Origin of the sequence: Selenomonas dianae, assembly GCF_030644225.1 — a bacterium.
GTDB lineage: Bacteria > Bacillota > Negativicutes > Selenomonadales > Selenomonadaceae > Centipeda > Centipeda dianae.
This window is the reverse complement of sequence record NZ_CP128650.1, coordinates 444,574-460,069: the sequence shown is the minus strand read 5'-3', so window position 1 is coordinate 460,069 and position 15,496 is coordinate 444,574. Positions and strand designations below refer to the sequence as shown.

The following is a 15,496-nucleotide window of genomic DNA, read 5'->3' as shown; positions in this document are numbered from 1 at the left end:
ATCACGTCCCAGCAGCGTGATGCCCTTATCATTATTTTCAATCATGCCTCTTTGCGGTCAAACGGCACCTGTCCGAGCATGAGATCGGGGTTGTTCTCGCGAATCCAGCCGAGCGCCCACTCGTTGCTCACGAGGAGGACGGGGTTGCCGCAGCGGTCGCGGACGAACATACCGCGATCCGCGCCGCGCAGATCGGCGGGCATGATCGTGCGCCCGTCGGGATACGCGAGCCAGCGTGCCGTCTCGAACGGCTGCATCTGCATCGTGATCTCGGTATTGTACTCGTTCCTCAGACGGTACTCAAGTACCTCGAACTGGAGCGTACCGACCGTGCCGACGATGTAGCTGTCGAGCCCCGCGCCGACCTGCTCAAAGAGCTGGATTGCGCCCTCCTGCGTGAGCTGTTCGATGCCCTTGACGAACTGCTTGCGCTTCATCGTGTCCTTCGCCGCAACGCGTGCGAAGCGTTCGGGCGGGAACACGGGGAAGTCCTCGAATTTGAACTTGTGCGCGGGGTCGCAGAGGGTATCCCCGATGCCGAACACCCCCGGGTCGAAGAGTCCGACGATGTCGCCGGGATACGCTGTGTCGATGATTTGGCGATCCTGCGCGAGGAACTGCTGCGGCTGCGCGAGCTTCACGAGCTTGCCCGTCGGCGCGTGCCACACACTCATGTTGCGGTCGAACTTGCCCGACGAGATGCGGATGAACGCAAGGCGGTCGCGGTGCGCGGGGTTCATATTCGCCTGTATCTTGAACACAAAACCCGAAAATTTTTCATCGTCCGGCTCGATCACACCGTCGGAGGACATACGTGGCGCAGGGGTTGGCGCGAGCCGAATGTACTCCTCAAGGAAGTTCTGCACGCCGAAGTTCGTCATCGCCGAGCCGAAGAACATAGGCGTGAGTTCGCCCGCATCCACCGCCGCACGGTCGAACACCTCGCCCGCGTCGCGCAGCAGCTCGATGTCGTCAAAGAGTGCGGCGGCAACGTCCTCCCCGACGCGCTCCTTCCATGCGGGATCGTCCGGCGCGAACACCTCGGAGACGCGCGTTTCCTGTCCGTGCGTCACATCCTCGGCAAAGAGTTCGATGCGGTTCTTCTCGCGGTCATACACGCCGCGATACGTCCCATCCGTGCCGATCGGCCAGTTCATCGGATAGGAACGGATGCCCAGAACATTTTCGAGCTCATCCATCAGATCGAGCGGTGCCTTGCCGAAGCGGTCAAGCTTGTTGACAAAGGTAAAGATGGGGATGCCGCGCTGCCGACAGACGCGGAACAGTTTGCGCGTCTGCGCCTCAACGCCCTTCGCCGCGTCGATGATCATGACAGCACTGTCCACCGCCATGAGCGTACGGTAGGTGTCCTCGCTGAAGTCCTGATGCCCGGGGGTATCAAGAATGTTGATGCGATAGCCGTCATAGTCGAACTGGAGCACGGAGGACGTGACGGAGATGCCGCGCTGCTTTTCGATCTCCATCCAGTCCGATACGGCGTGCCGCTGGGTCTTGCGCGACTTGATCGAGCCGGCGAGGTGAATCGCCCCGCCGTAGAGGAGCAATTTCTCGGTCAGCGTCGTCTTGCCCGCGTCCGGATGTGAGATGATGGCAAATGTGCGCCGTTTTGCGATTTCGCGCGCGAGTTCTGCTTTCAATTCTGCCATAGTCTCCCCTATTTCAACGTCAATGATACGGGGCAGTGATCGCTCCCGAATACATCTGCATGGATCTCTGCCGCCGCAATGCGATCCTTCAGCTCCTCCGAGACGAGGAAGTAGTCGATGCGCCATCCCGCGTTCGTCTCGCGCGCATGGCGCAGGTACGACCACCACGTATATGCGCCCGTCTTGTCCGGGTACAGTGCGCGGAAGGTATCGACAAATCCCGCGGCAAGGAGCTCCGTGAACTTGCCGCGTTCCTCGTCGGTAAAGCCCGCGTTCTTGCGGTTGCTCTTGGGGTTCTTGAGGTCGATCTCCGTGTGTGCGACGTTGAGGTCGCCGCAGACGACAACGGGTTTTTTCGCACGCAGATCAAGCAGGAACGCACGAAAGGCATCCTCCCAGACCATGCGGTAGTCGAGGCGTGCGAGCGCGTTCTTCGAGTTCGGCGTGTAGACGGTGACGAGATACAGATCCTCAAACTCCATCGTGATGACGCGCCCCTCGTGGTCGTGTTCCTCGGTGCCAATTCCATAGTTCACCGAGAGCGGCTTGATCCGCGTAAAGATCGCCGTGCCGGAGTATCCCTTTTTCTCCGCACTGTAAAAATACTGGTCGTAGCCGGGCAGATCGAGGATCGCCTGCCCCTCCTGCATCTTCGTTTCCTGCAAACAAAAGGCATCTGCGTCAAGCTGCCGAAAGGCGTCCATGAATCCTTTTTTGAGCGCAGCACGCAGTCCATTGACGTTCCATGATACAAAACGCATATTGTTCCTCCGTCAGAGCGTCTTATACTGTGAAATCGGCCAAAACACAAGGAGCGCCTTACCCTTGATGAGATCGTACGGCACAAAGCCGACATCGGCGAAGCGGCTGTCCTCGGAGTTGTTGCGGTTGTCACCCATGACGAAGATGCGTCCCTCGGGCACGGTCGATTTCGGGTACTCGCTGCGCGTCTTTTCGAGAATGTAGTCCTCCGTCAGAATCTGATCATTGACGAGCACGCGTCCCTCGCGGATCTCGACCGTATCGCCCGGCGTCGCGATCACGCGCTTGATAAAGTCGCGGCTCGGGTCGCGCGGGTACTGAAAGACAAGGACTTCCCCCTTCTCGGGCGGACGGAACCGATAGATGAATTTATTGACGACGAGACGCTCCTCCGATTCGAGCGTCGGGCGCATCGACGGGCCGTCCACAACGTAGAGTTCCACGATAAAGGTGCGAATGAACATGGCGAGCGCAACGGCAACGACGATGGAAACCACCCAATCCTTGATCTCCTCGGCGGTGGATCTTTCCTTTTCCATAAACTCCTCCTCTCATATGACGAATACAGCAAAAATAGGGACTGCCGCAGCAGTCCCTATCCATCGTACAGTTAGCGCTTTTCCCGAATACGAGCCGCCTTGCCCGTAAGTCCGCGCAGATAGTAGAGCTTCGCACGGCGGACGATACCGCGGCGCGTCACCTCAATCTTTGCAATGCGCGGGGAGTGTACGGGGAAGAGACGCTCCACGCCGACACCGGACGCGATGCGGCGCACCGTAAACGTCTCACGAACGCCCGACCCCTGACGCGCGATGACCACGCCCTCGAACACCTGAATGCGCTCACGCGTGCCCTCGACGATGCGCGCATGAACGCGAACCGTATCGCCCGGCGCAAACTTCGGGATGTCGGAGCGAAGCTGCTCCTTCTCAAGGATCTCGATGATATTCATATGTTTTCCTCCTTCGCTCGGACGTTCATAGCCGGCTCATGCCGCCCAGCGGACCATCCACACACATACCCAGTGACTATAGCATAAGATCACGCTTCGCGCAAGAAAAATTTTTCCTCAGCGCCCCCGAATCCCCGTCGCCGCATCCTCCGAGGTCTCACCCGCAAGCGGCTTTTCCTTCGGCTTCGGACGGCGCTTTGGCATATGTGCCTTCCAATCCGGCTCACAGGTGATGCGGTTGCGCCCGTTTTCCTTGGATCGGTAGAGCCCCGTGTCCGCACGCTTTACCATGTGCTCCGCCGTATCCGTTTCCGTGCCGTACCAGACCGCCACGCCGCCGCTGCACGTCACCTGATCCGAGGGGTGGATGTGCGCCTCGGACACCGCTTCGCGGATCTCGTTCGCGAACGCCTCCGCCTCCGCCCCGTCGTAGTGGAGGCAAAGCAGGATAAACTCCTCGCCGCCCCAACGGATGAGGACGTGACGGCGGTCGAGGAAGCTGTTGATCGTCTGTGCAAATCCGACGAGCACCACGTCGCCGACATCGTGTCCATAGGTATCGTTGATTTTCTTGAAATGGTCGATGTCAAACATGATGAGGGAGAACGGTTCCTTGATCTCAAGGGAGATCCGCATAAAGTCGCGCGTCGCTGCGGGGAATTTGTTGCGGTTGAACGCACCCGTGAGAGGATCGACCTCCATCTGCCGCGTCACCGCACTGACCTCATTTTCGAGACTGACGGAGAGCTCCGCGAGATAGCGCTCGTGCTCCGCACGCTCCAAGATCAGCTGAACAATAAAGAAACCGATCGTGTAGATGCCAAAGGGAACAAGATAGGTATGCCATGTGACGACGCGATACTGGAACGAAAATCCGTCGATTACGGCAAGCGCCGAGAGCGTTCCGAATGCGATGAGCAGCGGACGGCAGCGCGTATTCCCGCTTTTGTGGCATTCATAGAGCCAATACCCCACCATGAGACCGCAGACGAGCAGCGCCGGATAGAAGAAGAATCGCATCACATACAGACCGCTCTGTCCGGCGAACTCCAACAGGATGGCAAGCACAAAAATCCCAATGAAAACAAACGCCGTCTTTAGGACTTTCTTCTTGTACGCATCATCAATGACCCGATAGACGAGCGAGTATGATGTCACAGGAATAAGGTAGCAGGAAACAAGTTCCATATGCCACCAAAAAACAGGCCAATTCAGCCAAAGGAGGACGAGGCTCGATGAACTGAGCATCCAGACAAAGAAAACAACCAGAACGGCGATCAGACGCAGATAGACACCACGCAGTTCCTTCTCGGTAAAAAAGTAGACACCGAGCAGCATGATGAAGATCGCCAATGCTGTAATGCCGCTAACGTAGGGGAAGTCGTAGAGAAATACATCCTCGATCTGGTGGGCGGCACGATCCAGACGCACGCGGTCAAACTGGCCGAGCACCCAGATGTTGTCCGAGTGGATCTGCATATAGAGCTGCCGCCCGACCGCCCACGCGGGCAGGTCGACGAGGTGCCACTTGCGCCCGTAGGAATGACCGTGTACCGAGAGATCTCCGTAGCGATAGATGGAAACGCCGTCCAAAAAGATCTGCACGGACTGATCAATCGTCGAGAAAAACAGGCTCTCATCCACGCCCGTATCCGGCGGTATATAGACACGTACCCAGACATAGTGCGTCCCCTCGGGCGCGGAGACACCGAACTGCGGATTGAACCGCCGCCAACGCCCCTCATCCTTCGGAAAGTCGGGAACGGTCTTTTCCATCTTGGCATTCGGGTTTGGTACGTTCTCCTGCCAATATTCCCACGAGAGTGCCGTGTCTGCGGCAGCAACCGTATGTCCGGTACACAGGAGCAAGACAAAAATCATTGCCTGTATAAATATGCAAAATCGCCGATACATCATCCAACCACCCCCTTACATTCTTATTCGTTATAAAACAAATTATTCTTAAACAGTATCAGGAGGAAAGTCCTAGCAGTGTTTCTCGTACGACATCCTCCGGTACATCGCTGTGTACAGAAACTTTCCCGATGCCCTCGGCAAGCACCCAATGAATGCGCCCTCCCACTGTTTTTTTATCGTGAAAAAGATCCTCGTACATCGCATCCGGCGCCACGTCCTTGACCGTGTACGGCAGTCCCATCGTGCGAATCAGCCGTTCGATACGGCGACGATCCGCCCCCCCGAGCAGCCCCATCGCGACGCTGATATCCGCCGCACCGACCATGCCGATCGCGACCGCCTCGCCATGGCGATAGCGTGCGTAGCCCGTCTCCTTCTCAACGGCATGTGCAATCGTATGACCGAAGTTCAGGATGCGGCGCAACCCGCCCTCGCGCTCGTCCTGCCGCACGACATCCGCCTTGATCGCACAGGAGCGGGCAATCATGTGCATTGCCGCAGCAGGTTCGAGGGCGAGCACGTCCGCACATTGTTCCTCAAGCCACGCAAAGAAGTCCGCGTCGCAGATGATGCCGTACTTGATGATCTCACCGAGCCCCGTCGCAATCTCACGCGCCGGAAGGGTTTTGAGAACATCGAGATCCATAAAGACGGCATCCGGCTGATGGAATGCGCCGATGAGGTTCTTGCCGAGCGGATGGTTGACGGCGACCTTGCCGCCGACGCTCGAATCCACCTGCGCGAGCAGGCTCGTCGGCAGCTGAATGAAGGGGACGCCGCGCATATAGGTCGCCGCGACGAAGCCCGCAAGATCGCCGACCACCCCGCCGCCGAGCGCAATGATCGGAGATTTTCGATCGAGCCCCATCTCGATTGCTCGCGTAAAAAGCTCGTTCGCCTGTGTGAGGCTCTTTGCAGATTCGCCCGCAGGAACAGAAACGACCTCCGCCTCCACCCCCGCACGCGCGAGGAGCTCCGCCGTCTGTGCGGCATAGAGCGGGGCGATGTTGGTATCCGTAACGATCATGCCGCGCGCGGAGTATCCCGCCGCGCGGACGAACGAAGTAATATCGTCCGCAAGGCCACTGCCAATCACGATCCCATAGCTGCGATTCCCGAGCGCAACGTCCACCCTCTGCTTCATATCACTTTCTCCAGATCCGCAGTGTCTGCATAATATGCTCTGCCACCTCAAGCGGCGCGCGACCGCTCGTATCCACCGTGATGTCGGCGCTCTCGTAGAGGTGACGGCGTTCCTCCAGCAGACGCGCAACCGCAGCACGACGGTCACCCGCATCCGCACCGTCGAGCACGGGACGCTTGCCGCGCGTCTGCGTCCGCTGCAGGATGGTGTCAACGTCTGCGGCGAGAGCGACAAGGATGCCGTTTGCACGCAGCAGCGCCACGTTTTCCGCATCCTTGACCGTGCCGCCGCCCGTCGCGATGACGAGATTCGTCCGCGCCGAAGCCGCACGTACGGCATCCTTCTCGCACGCACGAAAATATGCCTCACCGTGCTGCGCAAACATCTCCGGGATGGACATGCCGTGCCGTTCCTCGATCTTTTTGTCCAAATCGTGAAACGCGCAGCCAAGACGTGTGGCAAGGAGCCGTCCGACGCTCGTCTTGCCCGTGCCCATGAAGCCGATCAAAACGACGTTCTTCATCGACTTGTCCACCGACTTTCCAGCCGCGCACGATAGGCGGAAAGCGAAGCGTGGAGGTCGGTCATGGAGTCCGCATGGAACTGCGCACAGATCGCATCGGCAAGGACAAAGGAGACCATCGCCTCGCCGACCACAGAGGCGGCGGGCACGGCACAGGCATCGCTGCGCTCCTTACTCGCCAAGACCTCCGCACCTGTTTCAAGATCGACCGTCTTCAGTGGTGTCATCAGCGTAGGGATGGGCTTCATCGCCGCGCGTACGACGATCGGCTCGCCGTTCGTCATGCCGCCCTCTATGCCTCCTGCACGGTTCGTCCTGCGGCGGGGCTGCCCATCCTCCCCGCGATCGATTTCATCGTGGATTGCGCTGCCGGGCAGATGCGCACACGCAAAACCCGCGCCGATCTCCACGCCCTTGATCGCCTGAATGGACATGAGCGCACCTGCGAGTTTTCCGTCAAGACGCGCATCCCACTGCGTATGAGAACCGAGACCGACGGGCAGTCCGCGCACAACGATCTCAAAGATGCCGCCGAGCGTATCCCCCGCCGCCTGTGCCTCGTCGATGCGGGCTTTCATCCGCATCTCTGCCGCAGGATCGCAGCAGTTCAAATCATCACTGTTCGTCACGCCGATGTCCGCGTCACTCATTGCCGCACGGTCAACCGTCACGCCGCCAATCTCCGTCACATGAGAGGCGATCGTCACGCCGAGTTCCGCAAGGAGCCGGCGGCAGACCGCGCCGACAGCGACACGCATCGCTGTCTCACGCGCACTCGAACGCTCCAGGATGTCACGTGCATCCTGACGGTCGTATTTGAGCACGCCCGCGAGATCGGCATGTCCCGGACGAACGGCAGTTACCTTTGCGCCCGTCGGTTCCCCAAAGGGATCCATGCGCTCCGTCCAGTTTGCAAAGTCGCGGTTCACCAATTGCAGCGTAATCGGCGCACCGAGCGTTTCCCCGAACCGCAGTCCCGAGAGGACGCTGATGCGATCCGTCTCGATCTTCATGCGGCCGCCGCGCCCATACCCCTTCTGTCGTCGCGCCAGCTGTTCGTCGATCGCCTCACGCGGGATGCGCAGCCCCGCCGGCATTCCGTCGAGAATCGCCGTGAGCGCTGCGCCGTGCGACTCGCCGCCCGTGACAAAACGCAGATGGCTCATCCAAATCCCCCTGTAAATTTATGTAATATTCCATCAAGAATCATTATCCCACTTGGATAATTTCGCTATTTTTCTTTCTTTTCCTGCCGGGCAGCATACGTTTATTTATCGTTGGATAGATCGTCCATATCTGCCTGCTGTTCCGCCCCCGCACGCGCTGCAATCTCGATACGAAAGACACCGTGAACCACATCCCCCTCTGTGGTCAGTGCAAAATCGCCGAAGCGAATCGCACGCGCCCCCTCCTGTATCCCATAAAGAAATGAAAGCACATCAAAATAATTGCCGTGCAGATGCAGTTCCATCGGCTGTACGACAAGCCCGTCCCTCTGCTCGAAGGGCATGGACGTGAGTCCGTCCATTGTCACCCCGCTGCGCCGCACAAGAGTCTCAACCGCATGGATAAAATCGCTCTGGTCGAGGTTCTTCGGGGTCGCGCGGGCAAGGCGCAGCTGACGCAGACGCAGTTTTTCCTCTGCCTGTGCATCGCGCAGCAGCATCTGATGATATGCGTCCACACGGGCACACTGCACCTGTGCCTCCATCCGCGCGGCATATGCCGCTCCGCGTACGGCTGAAAGATACGGCGCAGCTGCAAAAACGTAGAAAAGGCAGAGCCCCGCCGCCCAGATCAACGCAAGTGCCATGCGCCGACGTTCTGAAAATCGTCCCATCCATCCTCCTACCAGTCGCCGTGCAGCGTGAAACGGATGCCTGCTGCGGACGCTGCTTCACCTTCCCTTGCCGATGCCGCGCCGGTATGTGCGAGCGTGACCGCTGCGGGGAAAAAGGAATCCTCCTCCATGGTTTTCATGAATGCGGCGAGTACCGTATAGTCTGCCGCAATGCCGTCCATGCGGACAGACCGTCCCTCTGCCCGCACATCTGTAAAGCGAATGCCGTCCGTCGATACGCTGCCGAGATGTACGAGCAGCGCACGCAGCGGCAGAGATTCTGCGGCAAACGCACGCAACGCTTCCTCGCGCTGCGCGACATCCCCGCGCAGCGCGGCAAAGGCCTCCATATGACCGTGTTCGGACGTGTGCTGCTGCAACTCCTCCCCGGCACGTGCGGCAGCCTCCCGCGCCGTCATACAGGAGGCTATGTCGGCACTCACACAGGCGACAAAGACCACGCCCGCAAGGACAGCGATCAGCGGCGCAGCGACCGCACGAATGCGTTCGCGCAGCGGCTTTTCCTCTGTCCAGTAAAGATGTTCCGCCGTCCCCGTGCGCAGGAGCAGCCCTGCATAGACGGCAGGTGCAGCTTCGGAGCGTACGGTTTCCCATGACGTATGAGGCGCACGTGCCGCCGCGGTCATATCCGCATATACACCTTCCTCCTCCGGGCAGATCGTGAGGCGCCGCAGATCGAGCCCCAGCGCACGGAATGCGGCGAAATATCCCCGTACGCGCTCCTCCTCCATACACGCCGTCCAATAGCACGGCGACGGCTCGTCGGGCAGTGCCATACAGCAAAGGCACCGCTCACAGGACAGCTGCTCTCCCCGCTCGTCCGCCTCGGCACGCTCCGCCCAGAGGAGTGCCGCCCGCAGCTCCGCCCCCGCGAGCCGCACGGGCAGCTCCCGCTGTCCTGTCTTTGCCTCGGTGGCGGGAAGAGCGAGCGCAAGCGGCAGATTCTCCCACCCCGCACGCACGAGTTCCGTGCGCACGAACGCAGCAAGCGCACGCGCCTCCGAGGGTGCAGGGCAGCCGTGCGCCGGCGTGCGTGACTCCGTAACCTGCCACGCACCGTCCGCCGCTCCGACGGCATCCAGACGGACGAGCAGCAGCCCATGTACCGCAGGATACAGCCCTACCGCCACACACGGCGCACGCAGCCTAAAACCAACGCCGCCAAACATAGCGCTCCCCCTTTTTCTCCAAACGCGCACGAACGACCTTTGCACGCTGCCATGTCACGCCGTCCGACATCCGTGTGCTCACGTCGCGTGCTGCCGCAGCGACATCGAGCGTCCCCGCCGGCGCATTCTCCGACGGCGTTTCGATAAAGACGGACAGTTCAATGCCGTCTGCCATAGGGATACGATCTATCGTCACCTGCCTGTGCGCACCTTGATCGGGCGGTACACCGTAGGCGGACGCAGAGGCTTCGAGCCGTGCGGCAGCCGTCTCCACACCGCTCTCCGCCGCAAGCCGCAGCTGCATCTCACGCTCATACTCCGCTGCGACCGCACCGCCGCTGTGCACGAAATGTGCCAGGGCAAGACCGAACAGGAGCACCACCATGAGTACACAGAGTCCGACGAGGGAGACTACGCCGCGTTCATCGCTGCCGTCCACCCATATCCTCCCGCAGATAAACTGCCGTCGCAATGCTGTATGTACGCCCCGTCACCGTACTCTCCCCCCTCATCTCAATGTGATAGAGGCGCGGAACGTGCACGTCCTCCTCCACGGAAAACGCCGTAATGTGAACGCCCGCCCCCTCGAATGCCCCGGTGATTGGATTGGTGACCGCATTGAGCACCAAATTCTCGTCACTGAGCCAATATCGGTCAAGTGCCGCGCCCGTACGCGCCCACTGCCGCATCTCATAGATCCCGCGCTGCCGCTCGCCGATGTGATCGGACAGCAGGGCGGACTCCACAATCCGCGCCGCAGCGATCTGCATTTCCTGCTCCAGCTCGGCATCCGCCAACTCCTGCCGAAAGCTCCGCACACTCCACATGAGTGCAAATGCAAGAAACGTCAGGAGGAGTGCAAAGACCGACAGTGCGACGGCAAGCTCCGTGAGCAGGAAGCCCCGCACACAGTCATTACGTTCCGGACGTATCTTCCACGCGCACATGATGCCGCATCCTCCGCACAAAATCCACCGTTTCCGCGTGCCCCGCAATCTGCCACGAAAGCCGCAGCTGCACATCGTAAAAATCCTCTGTCCGTGTGACTGAGGTTTCGACCCGATAGATGCGCTCATTTGCACGGACTTCGGTCACGCCGCATGGGGGCGGCACCCCCGTATCCAGTGCCGCCTCCATGCGGGAAAACTGTGCGCGTGCGACAAGTGCCGCCTCCATACGCGCAGCGGCGTACTCCCGCAAAAGCGCGGTACGCGCGAAAATGCCGAGCGAAGCCGCTACCGCAAGTACAATCAGCCCGAGCAGAACAGCCTCAAGGAGAACGTGCCCCGCCTCGCCACACCTCGTTCGGTGCATACTACCTCCTCCGTTCCAGGCGGATTCGTGCCGCACCATCAATCACAACACGCAGAGCAACATCCTCACAGCCCACAGCATAGACGCGGATTGTCATATTGTGACTCTCCTCACCAACGCCGCCGTTGCGGTCAAACACGATGGGCATATTCTTCTTCGTTTCCTGCTCGAAACACACAAGCGGCAGCGGCGCGTGCGCATACACAATGCCATTGTACGGGTGACTGACCGTATAACCGTTGGGGTGAATCCGCAGGAGCGGCACGCGTTTCCACGCGATCTGTCCCTCAAACAGGGAGAGCGGCATTGCCGTCATGCGGCTGACCGCCTGTATGCGGCGCAGCTCCCCGACGAGCTGCACTGCCTCGTATTCCACTGCTGCCTGCGCATAGAGTCCGCGCACGACCGGAACGGCCGCCGAGAGGATCGTGCCGAAAGCCGCGAGTGCAATGAGCACAGAAAGAAGCGCCATACCGCGCATATTTCCCACTAGAGGAGCCCCATGTAAAGCCGCCAGAGCGCAGATCCGGCGACAAAGGCGACATACCCGCCCAGTGCGAGAAAAGGGCCGAACGGAATCCCGTCGCGCCGCCCTCTGCGCCGCGTGACAAGCAGAAAGAGCGCCGCAATGCCGCCGAGCAAAAAGGCAATCCAAACAGCGACCACCGCAGCCTCCCAACCGAGCCACACACCAAGCCCCACCGCAAATTTCACATCGCCGCCGCCAAGCCCGCCCCGCGCGGCAATATACAGGCAATAAAATAAGACGCCACAAAGCGTCCCACCAATTACCGCATTTGCCACGGGCACGGAAAAGCCCGCCAGAGAAAACAGAAGCCCCGCCGCCGCAAACGGCAAGGTAATCACGTCATAGAGCAGACCATCCCTCAGATCGAGAAAGGAAAGCCACAGCACAACAGCCGCAAAGAGCCCGCCGCACAGAGCGCGTACGCCAAAGCCGCAGACAAAGAGGATGCCGCCGACAGATACCATCCACAGCACAGACAGCAGAAGCAGAGGCCGACCTGCGGGAAAAAGCATCTGCGCCTCCTCCTGCATGGCATATACCTCCGTTTCTCTGACACAGTGTACCCCCTCCACGGGAACACCGATTATTCCTTCGGACGGAATGCCTCCGCCGTCTTTCCGTCACAGGTCGCGCGACAAATCTTCTTATCGTTTGTTGTAATCTCATAAGTTCGATTGGTCAAAGACGATTCCTTCCCATCGAGAATCACATTTCCCGAGGGCGGCTTTAGCGTTTCCGCATTGGTCACATACGGCTCCAAATCCGAGAGTTTTGTCGGGGCAGTCCCATGTGCCGTCTGATAGAGTACAATCGCCGTATCGAGCGCCGTGAGATCCGCCTGTATCCGCACGGTATTCGCCGTTGCAAGCGCAGATGAGAAGCGCGGCACGGCTATCGCAAGCACCACCGCGAGAATCATCACGGCAAGCAGGGTCGAGAGCAGGGAGAAGCCGTGCTCCCCCCTCCTGCACGCACGGGAAAAACGTCTACTTAAAGTCCACAAACTCATCAATGCGCGCACCGCCCTTTGTCATCGGCTCCACGAAACTGCGCCACACGTCCATCACGATCACGCGCGGGTGTGTTCTGTCCTCCAGTGCGCTCTTGAGCGCCGCTGCAAACTCCTCCTGCGTTGACACACCAACCGCCTTGATGCCGAAGCTCTCCACGTATTTCACATAGTCCATCTCGTGATCGAGCTCACAGGCGATATAGTGCTCATCGTAGAGCACCTTCTGCAGCTGTCGGATCATACCGAGGCTGCGGTTGTTCACAAGGATCGAGAGCACAGGCAACCCGAGACGCGCAATCGTATAGAACTCATTGCCCGTCATCTTGATACCGCCGTCGCCCGCGATGTGGATCACGCGGCGGCTGTCCCCCCATGCGAGCTGTGCGCCCATCGCAGCGGGCAGACCGTAGCCCATCGTGCCGAGACCGCCCGAGGTCAGCCACGTCCGCGGCTCCTCCACGCGCAGGTGGAGTGCCGCCCACATCTGGTGCTGCCCCACATCCGTCGCATAGGCATATGCCTTGCCCGTCGTGCTCTGCGCCACCTGATGCAGCGCCCACGGCACGGTCAGCCGTCCGACATGATAGTCGTAGTCATATGCCTCCTGCCATGTGCGTATCTGCTCCCACCATGCCGCGAGATCACTCTTTGGCGGCTGCCGCATGAGAAGCCCGAGGATCGTACGCATATCGCCCGCGAGACCAAGGCTGTTCTCGATGTTCTTGTCGATCTCGGCAGGGTCGATGTCGATGTGGATGAACTTGCGGTTTGCCGTATACTTGCTGAGGTTGCCCGTCTGGCGATCGGCAAAGCGACTGCCGATCGCAATGACGAGATCCGCCGCACCGATGGCATAGTTTGCCGCCTTCTCCCCATGCATCCCCGCAAACCCGAGCATCTGCGGATGCGTGCTCGGCACAGCCCCCATGCCCATGAGCGTATGCACGACGGGCAGATGATACTTTTCGATGAACGCCGTGACCTCCGCCGACGTTCCCGCAGAAACCACACCGCCGCCCACGATCACGAGCGGACGCGCGGAGGCGACAATCTCCGCCGCCGCCTCCGCCGCACAGATCATAAAGTCCGCGTCGGGACTCCCCGGCGTACGCACCTCCGGCTTCGCCGCCGTGTAGGAAACCTCCTCGAAGAAGAGGTTGCGCGGCACATCGAGAAGCACGGGTCCCGGCCGCCCACTGCGCGCAAGCGCGAACGCCTGACGAATCGTCGGCACGAGATCCGCCGCATTTTTAATTTTATAGTTGTGCTTCGTAACAGGCATCGTCACATCGAGGATGTCCGTCTCCTGAAAGGCATCGCGCCCGAGCAGGGCGATGTCCACCTGCCCCGTAATCGCAACCATCGGAATCGAGTCCATATACGCCGTCGCAAGTCCCGTCACGAGATTCGTCGCGCCCGGTCCCGACGTCGCAATGCAGACCCCGACGCGCCCCGTAGCACGCGCATAGCCATCCGCCGCATGGGCGGCATTCTGCTCGTGCGTCACAAGAATCTGGCGTATATCCTTCTGTGCATAGAGCGCATCATAAAGCGGCAGGATCATCCCGCCCGGGTAGCCGAACAATGTATCAACATCCTGCTCCCGCAGACACGCCAGAACCGCCTCCGCACCTCTCATACACGCACTCCTCAACAGCACGACACAATGATAAGAATATTATAGCATACGAAAGATAACTATAGCAAGCTGTGCATTCTGCCGATCTCCCGAATTTTTTCGACCGACATCTCCGACACACGTGCGATCATGTCGAGCGGAAGTTTTTCCTTCAGCATATTGAGGACAGCAGAGATACGCCCCTGCTCAAGTCCCTGCTCAAGTCCTTGTTCAAGACCGTCCTCAAATACGGCTTCGCGAAACAGCTTCTCATTCCACTCAAACCCGACCATGTTCATCACCTCGCGTTCATGTGCTTCCAAAAAATCTTTCATCACATCATGTGCTATGCAGTATCGAATTGCTTCACGAATTGCACTTTCCCGTGCCATTCCCTGTCGCATATTTTCCTTCACACACCATACCAAGAAGGCATAGTCATGAAGGGCATGGCTTTGATGTAGGAGCACCTTTGCCTTATCATAGGAAACATTGTGAAAACGAACCACAAGCTCCAAGTTGACGGCATCCCCCGCCGCGACATATGCATCCGAGAGTTTCATCTCATACGCTTCGGGCTCATTGTCCTCCCCCGTATAAAACACGTGAAACTCCGGCACTGGCAGCCGAATTTTCTTTTTTGCATAGAGTTCCTTGGGCGCAATGTCCTTCCGAAACTGCTCGCAGACATAATACAAGCAGCGCAGCGGCATATTTCCATTCGGCGTACTCTGATGCTCCAAAAACACAAGATAGCGATCCGCCAACACGAACGAAACATCATTTTTGATCTGTGACAGGAACGTGCCTTCGAGCGTTACAATCTCGATCCGCTCCTCCGGCGCATACACGCATCCATGCAGCGCACCCGCAAGCTCCCTCAACCGCTCCTCGTTGTTGAAATACATACGGAACACCGAGTCCTGATACTGCCGACCTCCTGCCGTACGCATCGGATCACCTGCCTCAATAGATCGTTTTTCGTTATTATACCACATCTTTACAGACAGACCAAAAGAAACATTTCC

The 15,496-nt window shown here is 59.2% G+C and carries 18 protein-coding genes; all 18 read right to left on the bottom strand.

The features are described 5' to 3' along the window. Positions 1-41 precede the first annotated feature (41 nt). The 18 genes from QU667_RS02285 to QU667_RS02200 all read right to left on the bottom strand — a co-directional run bounded on the left by QU667_RS02285 (position 42) and on the right by QU667_RS02200 (position 15,466). Positions 42-1,667, bottom strand: coding sequence for a peptide chain release factor 3 (locus QU667_RS02285; protein ID WP_304987724.1), 1,626 nt, complete (start codon positions 1,665-1,667; stop codon positions 42-44). Positions 1,668-1,675: 8 nt separating this feature from the next. Continuing rightward, positions 1,676-2,428 (bottom strand): exodeoxyribonuclease III, encoded by a 753-nt coding sequence (locus QU667_RS02280; protein ID WP_304987723.1) that lies wholly within the window; start codon positions 2,426-2,428, stop codon positions 1,676-1,678. A gap of 12 nt (positions 2,429-2,440) precedes the next feature. Then, positions 2,441-2,968: a signal peptidase I gene (gene lepB / locus QU667_RS02275; protein WP_304987722.1), complete on the bottom strand. Its 528-nt coding sequence runs from the start codon at positions 2,966-2,968 to the stop codon at positions 2,441-2,443. A gap of 71 nt (positions 2,969-3,039) precedes the next feature. After that, complete coding sequence (gene rplS, locus QU667_RS02270) at positions 3,040-3,381, bottom strand: 50S ribosomal protein L19 (protein ID WP_021685579.1); 342 nt, start codon at positions 3,379-3,381, stop codon at positions 3,040-3,042. Between the two features lie 117 nt (positions 3,382-3,498). After that, positions 3,499-5,295: a GGDEF domain-containing protein gene (locus QU667_RS02265; RefSeq protein ID WP_304988382.1), complete on the bottom strand. Its 1,797-nt coding sequence runs from the start codon at positions 5,293-5,295 to the stop codon at positions 3,499-3,501. Positions 5,296-5,353: 58 nt separating this feature from the next. Further along, positions 5,354-6,442, bottom strand: a complete 1,089-nt coding sequence (gene aroB, locus QU667_RS02260) for a 3-dehydroquinate synthase (RefSeq protein WP_304987721.1) — start codon at positions 6,440-6,442, stop codon at positions 5,354-5,356. 1 nt (position 6,443) lies between these two features. After that, the gene (locus QU667_RS02255; protein ID WP_304987720.1) at positions 6,444-6,965 is read right to left on the bottom strand and encodes a shikimate kinase; all 522 of its coding nucleotides are present in this window, start codon (positions 6,963-6,965) and stop codon (positions 6,444-6,446) included. Next, on the bottom strand, positions 6,962-8,131 hold the full coding sequence (gene aroC / locus QU667_RS02250) for a chorismate synthase (RefSeq protein ID WP_304987719.1): 1,170 nt from the start codon (positions 8,129-8,131) through the stop codon (positions 6,962-6,964). The genes QU667_RS02255 and aroC overlap by 4 nt, the downstream gene beginning before the upstream one ends. A gap of 101 nt (positions 8,132-8,232) precedes the next feature. Beyond that, the gene (locus QU667_RS02245; RefSeq protein ID WP_304987718.1) at positions 8,233-8,805 is read right to left on the bottom strand and encodes a type 4a pilus biogenesis protein PilO; all 573 of its coding nucleotides are present in this window, start codon (positions 8,803-8,805) and stop codon (positions 8,233-8,235) included. A gap of 8 nt (positions 8,806-8,813) precedes the next feature. Beyond that, positions 8,814-9,995, bottom strand: a complete 1,182-nt coding sequence (locus QU667_RS02240) for a PilN domain-containing protein (protein ID WP_304987717.1) — start codon at positions 9,993-9,995, stop codon at positions 8,814-8,816. After that, on the bottom strand, positions 9,973-10,434 hold the full coding sequence (locus QU667_RS02235) for a hypothetical protein (protein ID WP_304987716.1): 462 nt from the start codon (positions 10,432-10,434) through the stop codon (positions 9,973-9,975). Before QU667_RS02235 ends, QU667_RS02240 begins: the two co-directional genes overlap by 23 nt. Further along, positions 10,418-10,942 (bottom strand): prepilin-type cleavage/methylation protein, encoded by a 525-nt coding sequence (locus QU667_RS02230; RefSeq protein WP_304987715.1) that lies wholly within the window; start codon positions 10,940-10,942, stop codon positions 10,418-10,420. Before QU667_RS02230 ends, QU667_RS02235 begins: the two co-directional genes overlap by 17 nt. Further along, on the bottom strand, positions 10,911-11,309 hold the full coding sequence (locus QU667_RS02225) for a type II secretion system protein (protein ID WP_304987714.1): 399 nt from the start codon (positions 11,307-11,309) through the stop codon (positions 10,911-10,913). The genes QU667_RS02230 and QU667_RS02225 overlap by 32 nt, the downstream gene beginning before the upstream one ends. A 1-nt stretch (position 11,310) precedes the next feature. Continuing rightward, positions 11,311-11,781 (bottom strand): prepilin-type cleavage/methylation domain-containing protein, encoded by a 471-nt coding sequence (locus QU667_RS02220; RefSeq protein ID WP_314806500.1) that lies wholly within the window; start codon positions 11,779-11,781, stop codon positions 11,311-11,313. Positions 11,782-11,798: 17 nt separating this feature from the next. After that, entirely contained in the window at positions 11,799-12,368 is a 570-nt protein-coding gene (locus QU667_RS02215) for a prepilin peptidase (RefSeq protein WP_304987713.1), read from the bottom strand. Between the two features lie 53 nt (positions 12,369-12,421). Further along, positions 12,422-12,847: a competence type IV pilus major pilin ComGC gene (locus QU667_RS02210; protein ID WP_304987712.1), complete on the bottom strand. Its 426-nt coding sequence runs from the start codon at positions 12,845-12,847 to the stop codon at positions 12,422-12,424. Beyond that, positions 12,825-14,489, bottom strand: a complete 1,665-nt coding sequence (gene ilvB, locus QU667_RS02205) for a biosynthetic-type acetolactate synthase large subunit (RefSeq protein ID WP_304987711.1) — start codon at positions 14,487-14,489, stop codon at positions 12,825-12,827. The genes QU667_RS02210 and ilvB overlap by 23 nt, the downstream gene beginning before the upstream one ends. Positions 14,490-14,548: 59 nt before the next feature. Further along, positions 14,549-15,466 (bottom strand): RpnC/YadD family protein, encoded by a 918-nt coding sequence (locus QU667_RS02200; RefSeq protein ID WP_304987710.1) that lies wholly within the window; start codon positions 15,464-15,466, stop codon positions 14,549-14,551. Positions 15,467-15,496: the final 30 nt, after the last annotated feature.

Bases quoted from the DNA above. Each gene is read 5' to 3' on its own strand.
- aroB (WP_304987721.1), bottom strand. From the start codon at position 6,442: ATGAAGCAGAGGGTGGACGTTGCGCTCGGGAATCGCAGCTATGGGATC.
- QU667_RS02210 (WP_304987712.1), bottom strand. From the start codon at position 12,847: ATGAGTTTGTGGACTTTAAGTAGACGTTTTTCCCGTGCGTGCAGGAGG.
- ilvB (WP_304987711.1), bottom strand. From the start codon at position 14,489: ATGAGAGGTGCGGAGGCGGTTCTGGCGTGTCTGCGGGAGCAGGATGTT.
- QU667_RS02220 (WP_314806500.1), bottom strand. From the start codon at position 11,781: ATGGCGCTTCTTTCTGTGCTCATTGCACTCGCGGCTTTCGGCACGATC.
- QU667_RS02215 (WP_304987713.1), bottom strand. From the start codon at position 12,368: ATGCAGGAGGAGGCGCAGATGCTTTTTCCCGCAGGTCGGCCTCTGCTT.
- rplS (WP_021685579.1), bottom strand. From the start codon at position 3,381: ATGAATATCATCGAGATCCTTGAGAAGGAGCAGCTTCGCTCCGACATC.
- aroC (WP_304987719.1), bottom strand. From the start codon at position 8,131: ATGAGCCATCTGCGTTTTGTCACGGGCGGCGAGTCGCACGGCGCAGCG.
- QU667_RS02280 (WP_304987723.1), bottom strand. From the start codon at position 2,428: ATGCGTTTTGTATCATGGAACGTCAATGGACTGCGTGCTGCGCTCAAA.
- QU667_RS02285 (WP_304987724.1), bottom strand. From the start codon at position 1,667: ATGGCAGAATTGAAAGCAGAACTCGCGCGCGAAATCGCAAAACGGCGC.
- QU667_RS02240 (WP_304987717.1), bottom strand. From the start codon at position 9,995: ATGTTTGGCGGCGTTGGTTTTAGGCTGCGTGCGCCGTGTGTGGCGGTA.
- QU667_RS02230 (WP_304987715.1), bottom strand. From the start codon at position 10,942: ATGTGCGCGTGGAAGATACGTCCGGAACGTAATGACTGTGTGCGGGGC.
- QU667_RS02255 (WP_304987720.1), bottom strand. From the start codon at position 6,965: ATGAAGAACGTCGTTTTGATCGGCTTCATGGGCACGGGCAAGACGAGC.
- QU667_RS02245 (WP_304987718.1), bottom strand. From the start codon at position 8,805: ATGGGACGATTTTCAGAACGTCGGCGCATGGCACTTGCGTTGATCTGG.
- lepB (WP_304987722.1), bottom strand. From the start codon at position 2,968: ATGGAAAAGGAAAGATCCACCGCCGAGGAGATCAAGGATTGGGTGGTT.
- QU667_RS02200 (WP_304987710.1), bottom strand. From the start codon at position 15,466: ATGTGGTATAATAACGAAAAACGATCTATTGAGGCAGGTGATCCGATG.
- QU667_RS02225 (WP_304987714.1), bottom strand. From the start codon at position 11,309: ATGCACCGAACGAGGTGTGGCGAGGCGGGGCACGTTCTCCTTGAGGCT.
- QU667_RS02265 (WP_304988382.1), bottom strand. From the start codon at position 5,295: ATGTATCGGCGATTTTGCATATTTATACAGGCAATGATTTTTGTCTTG.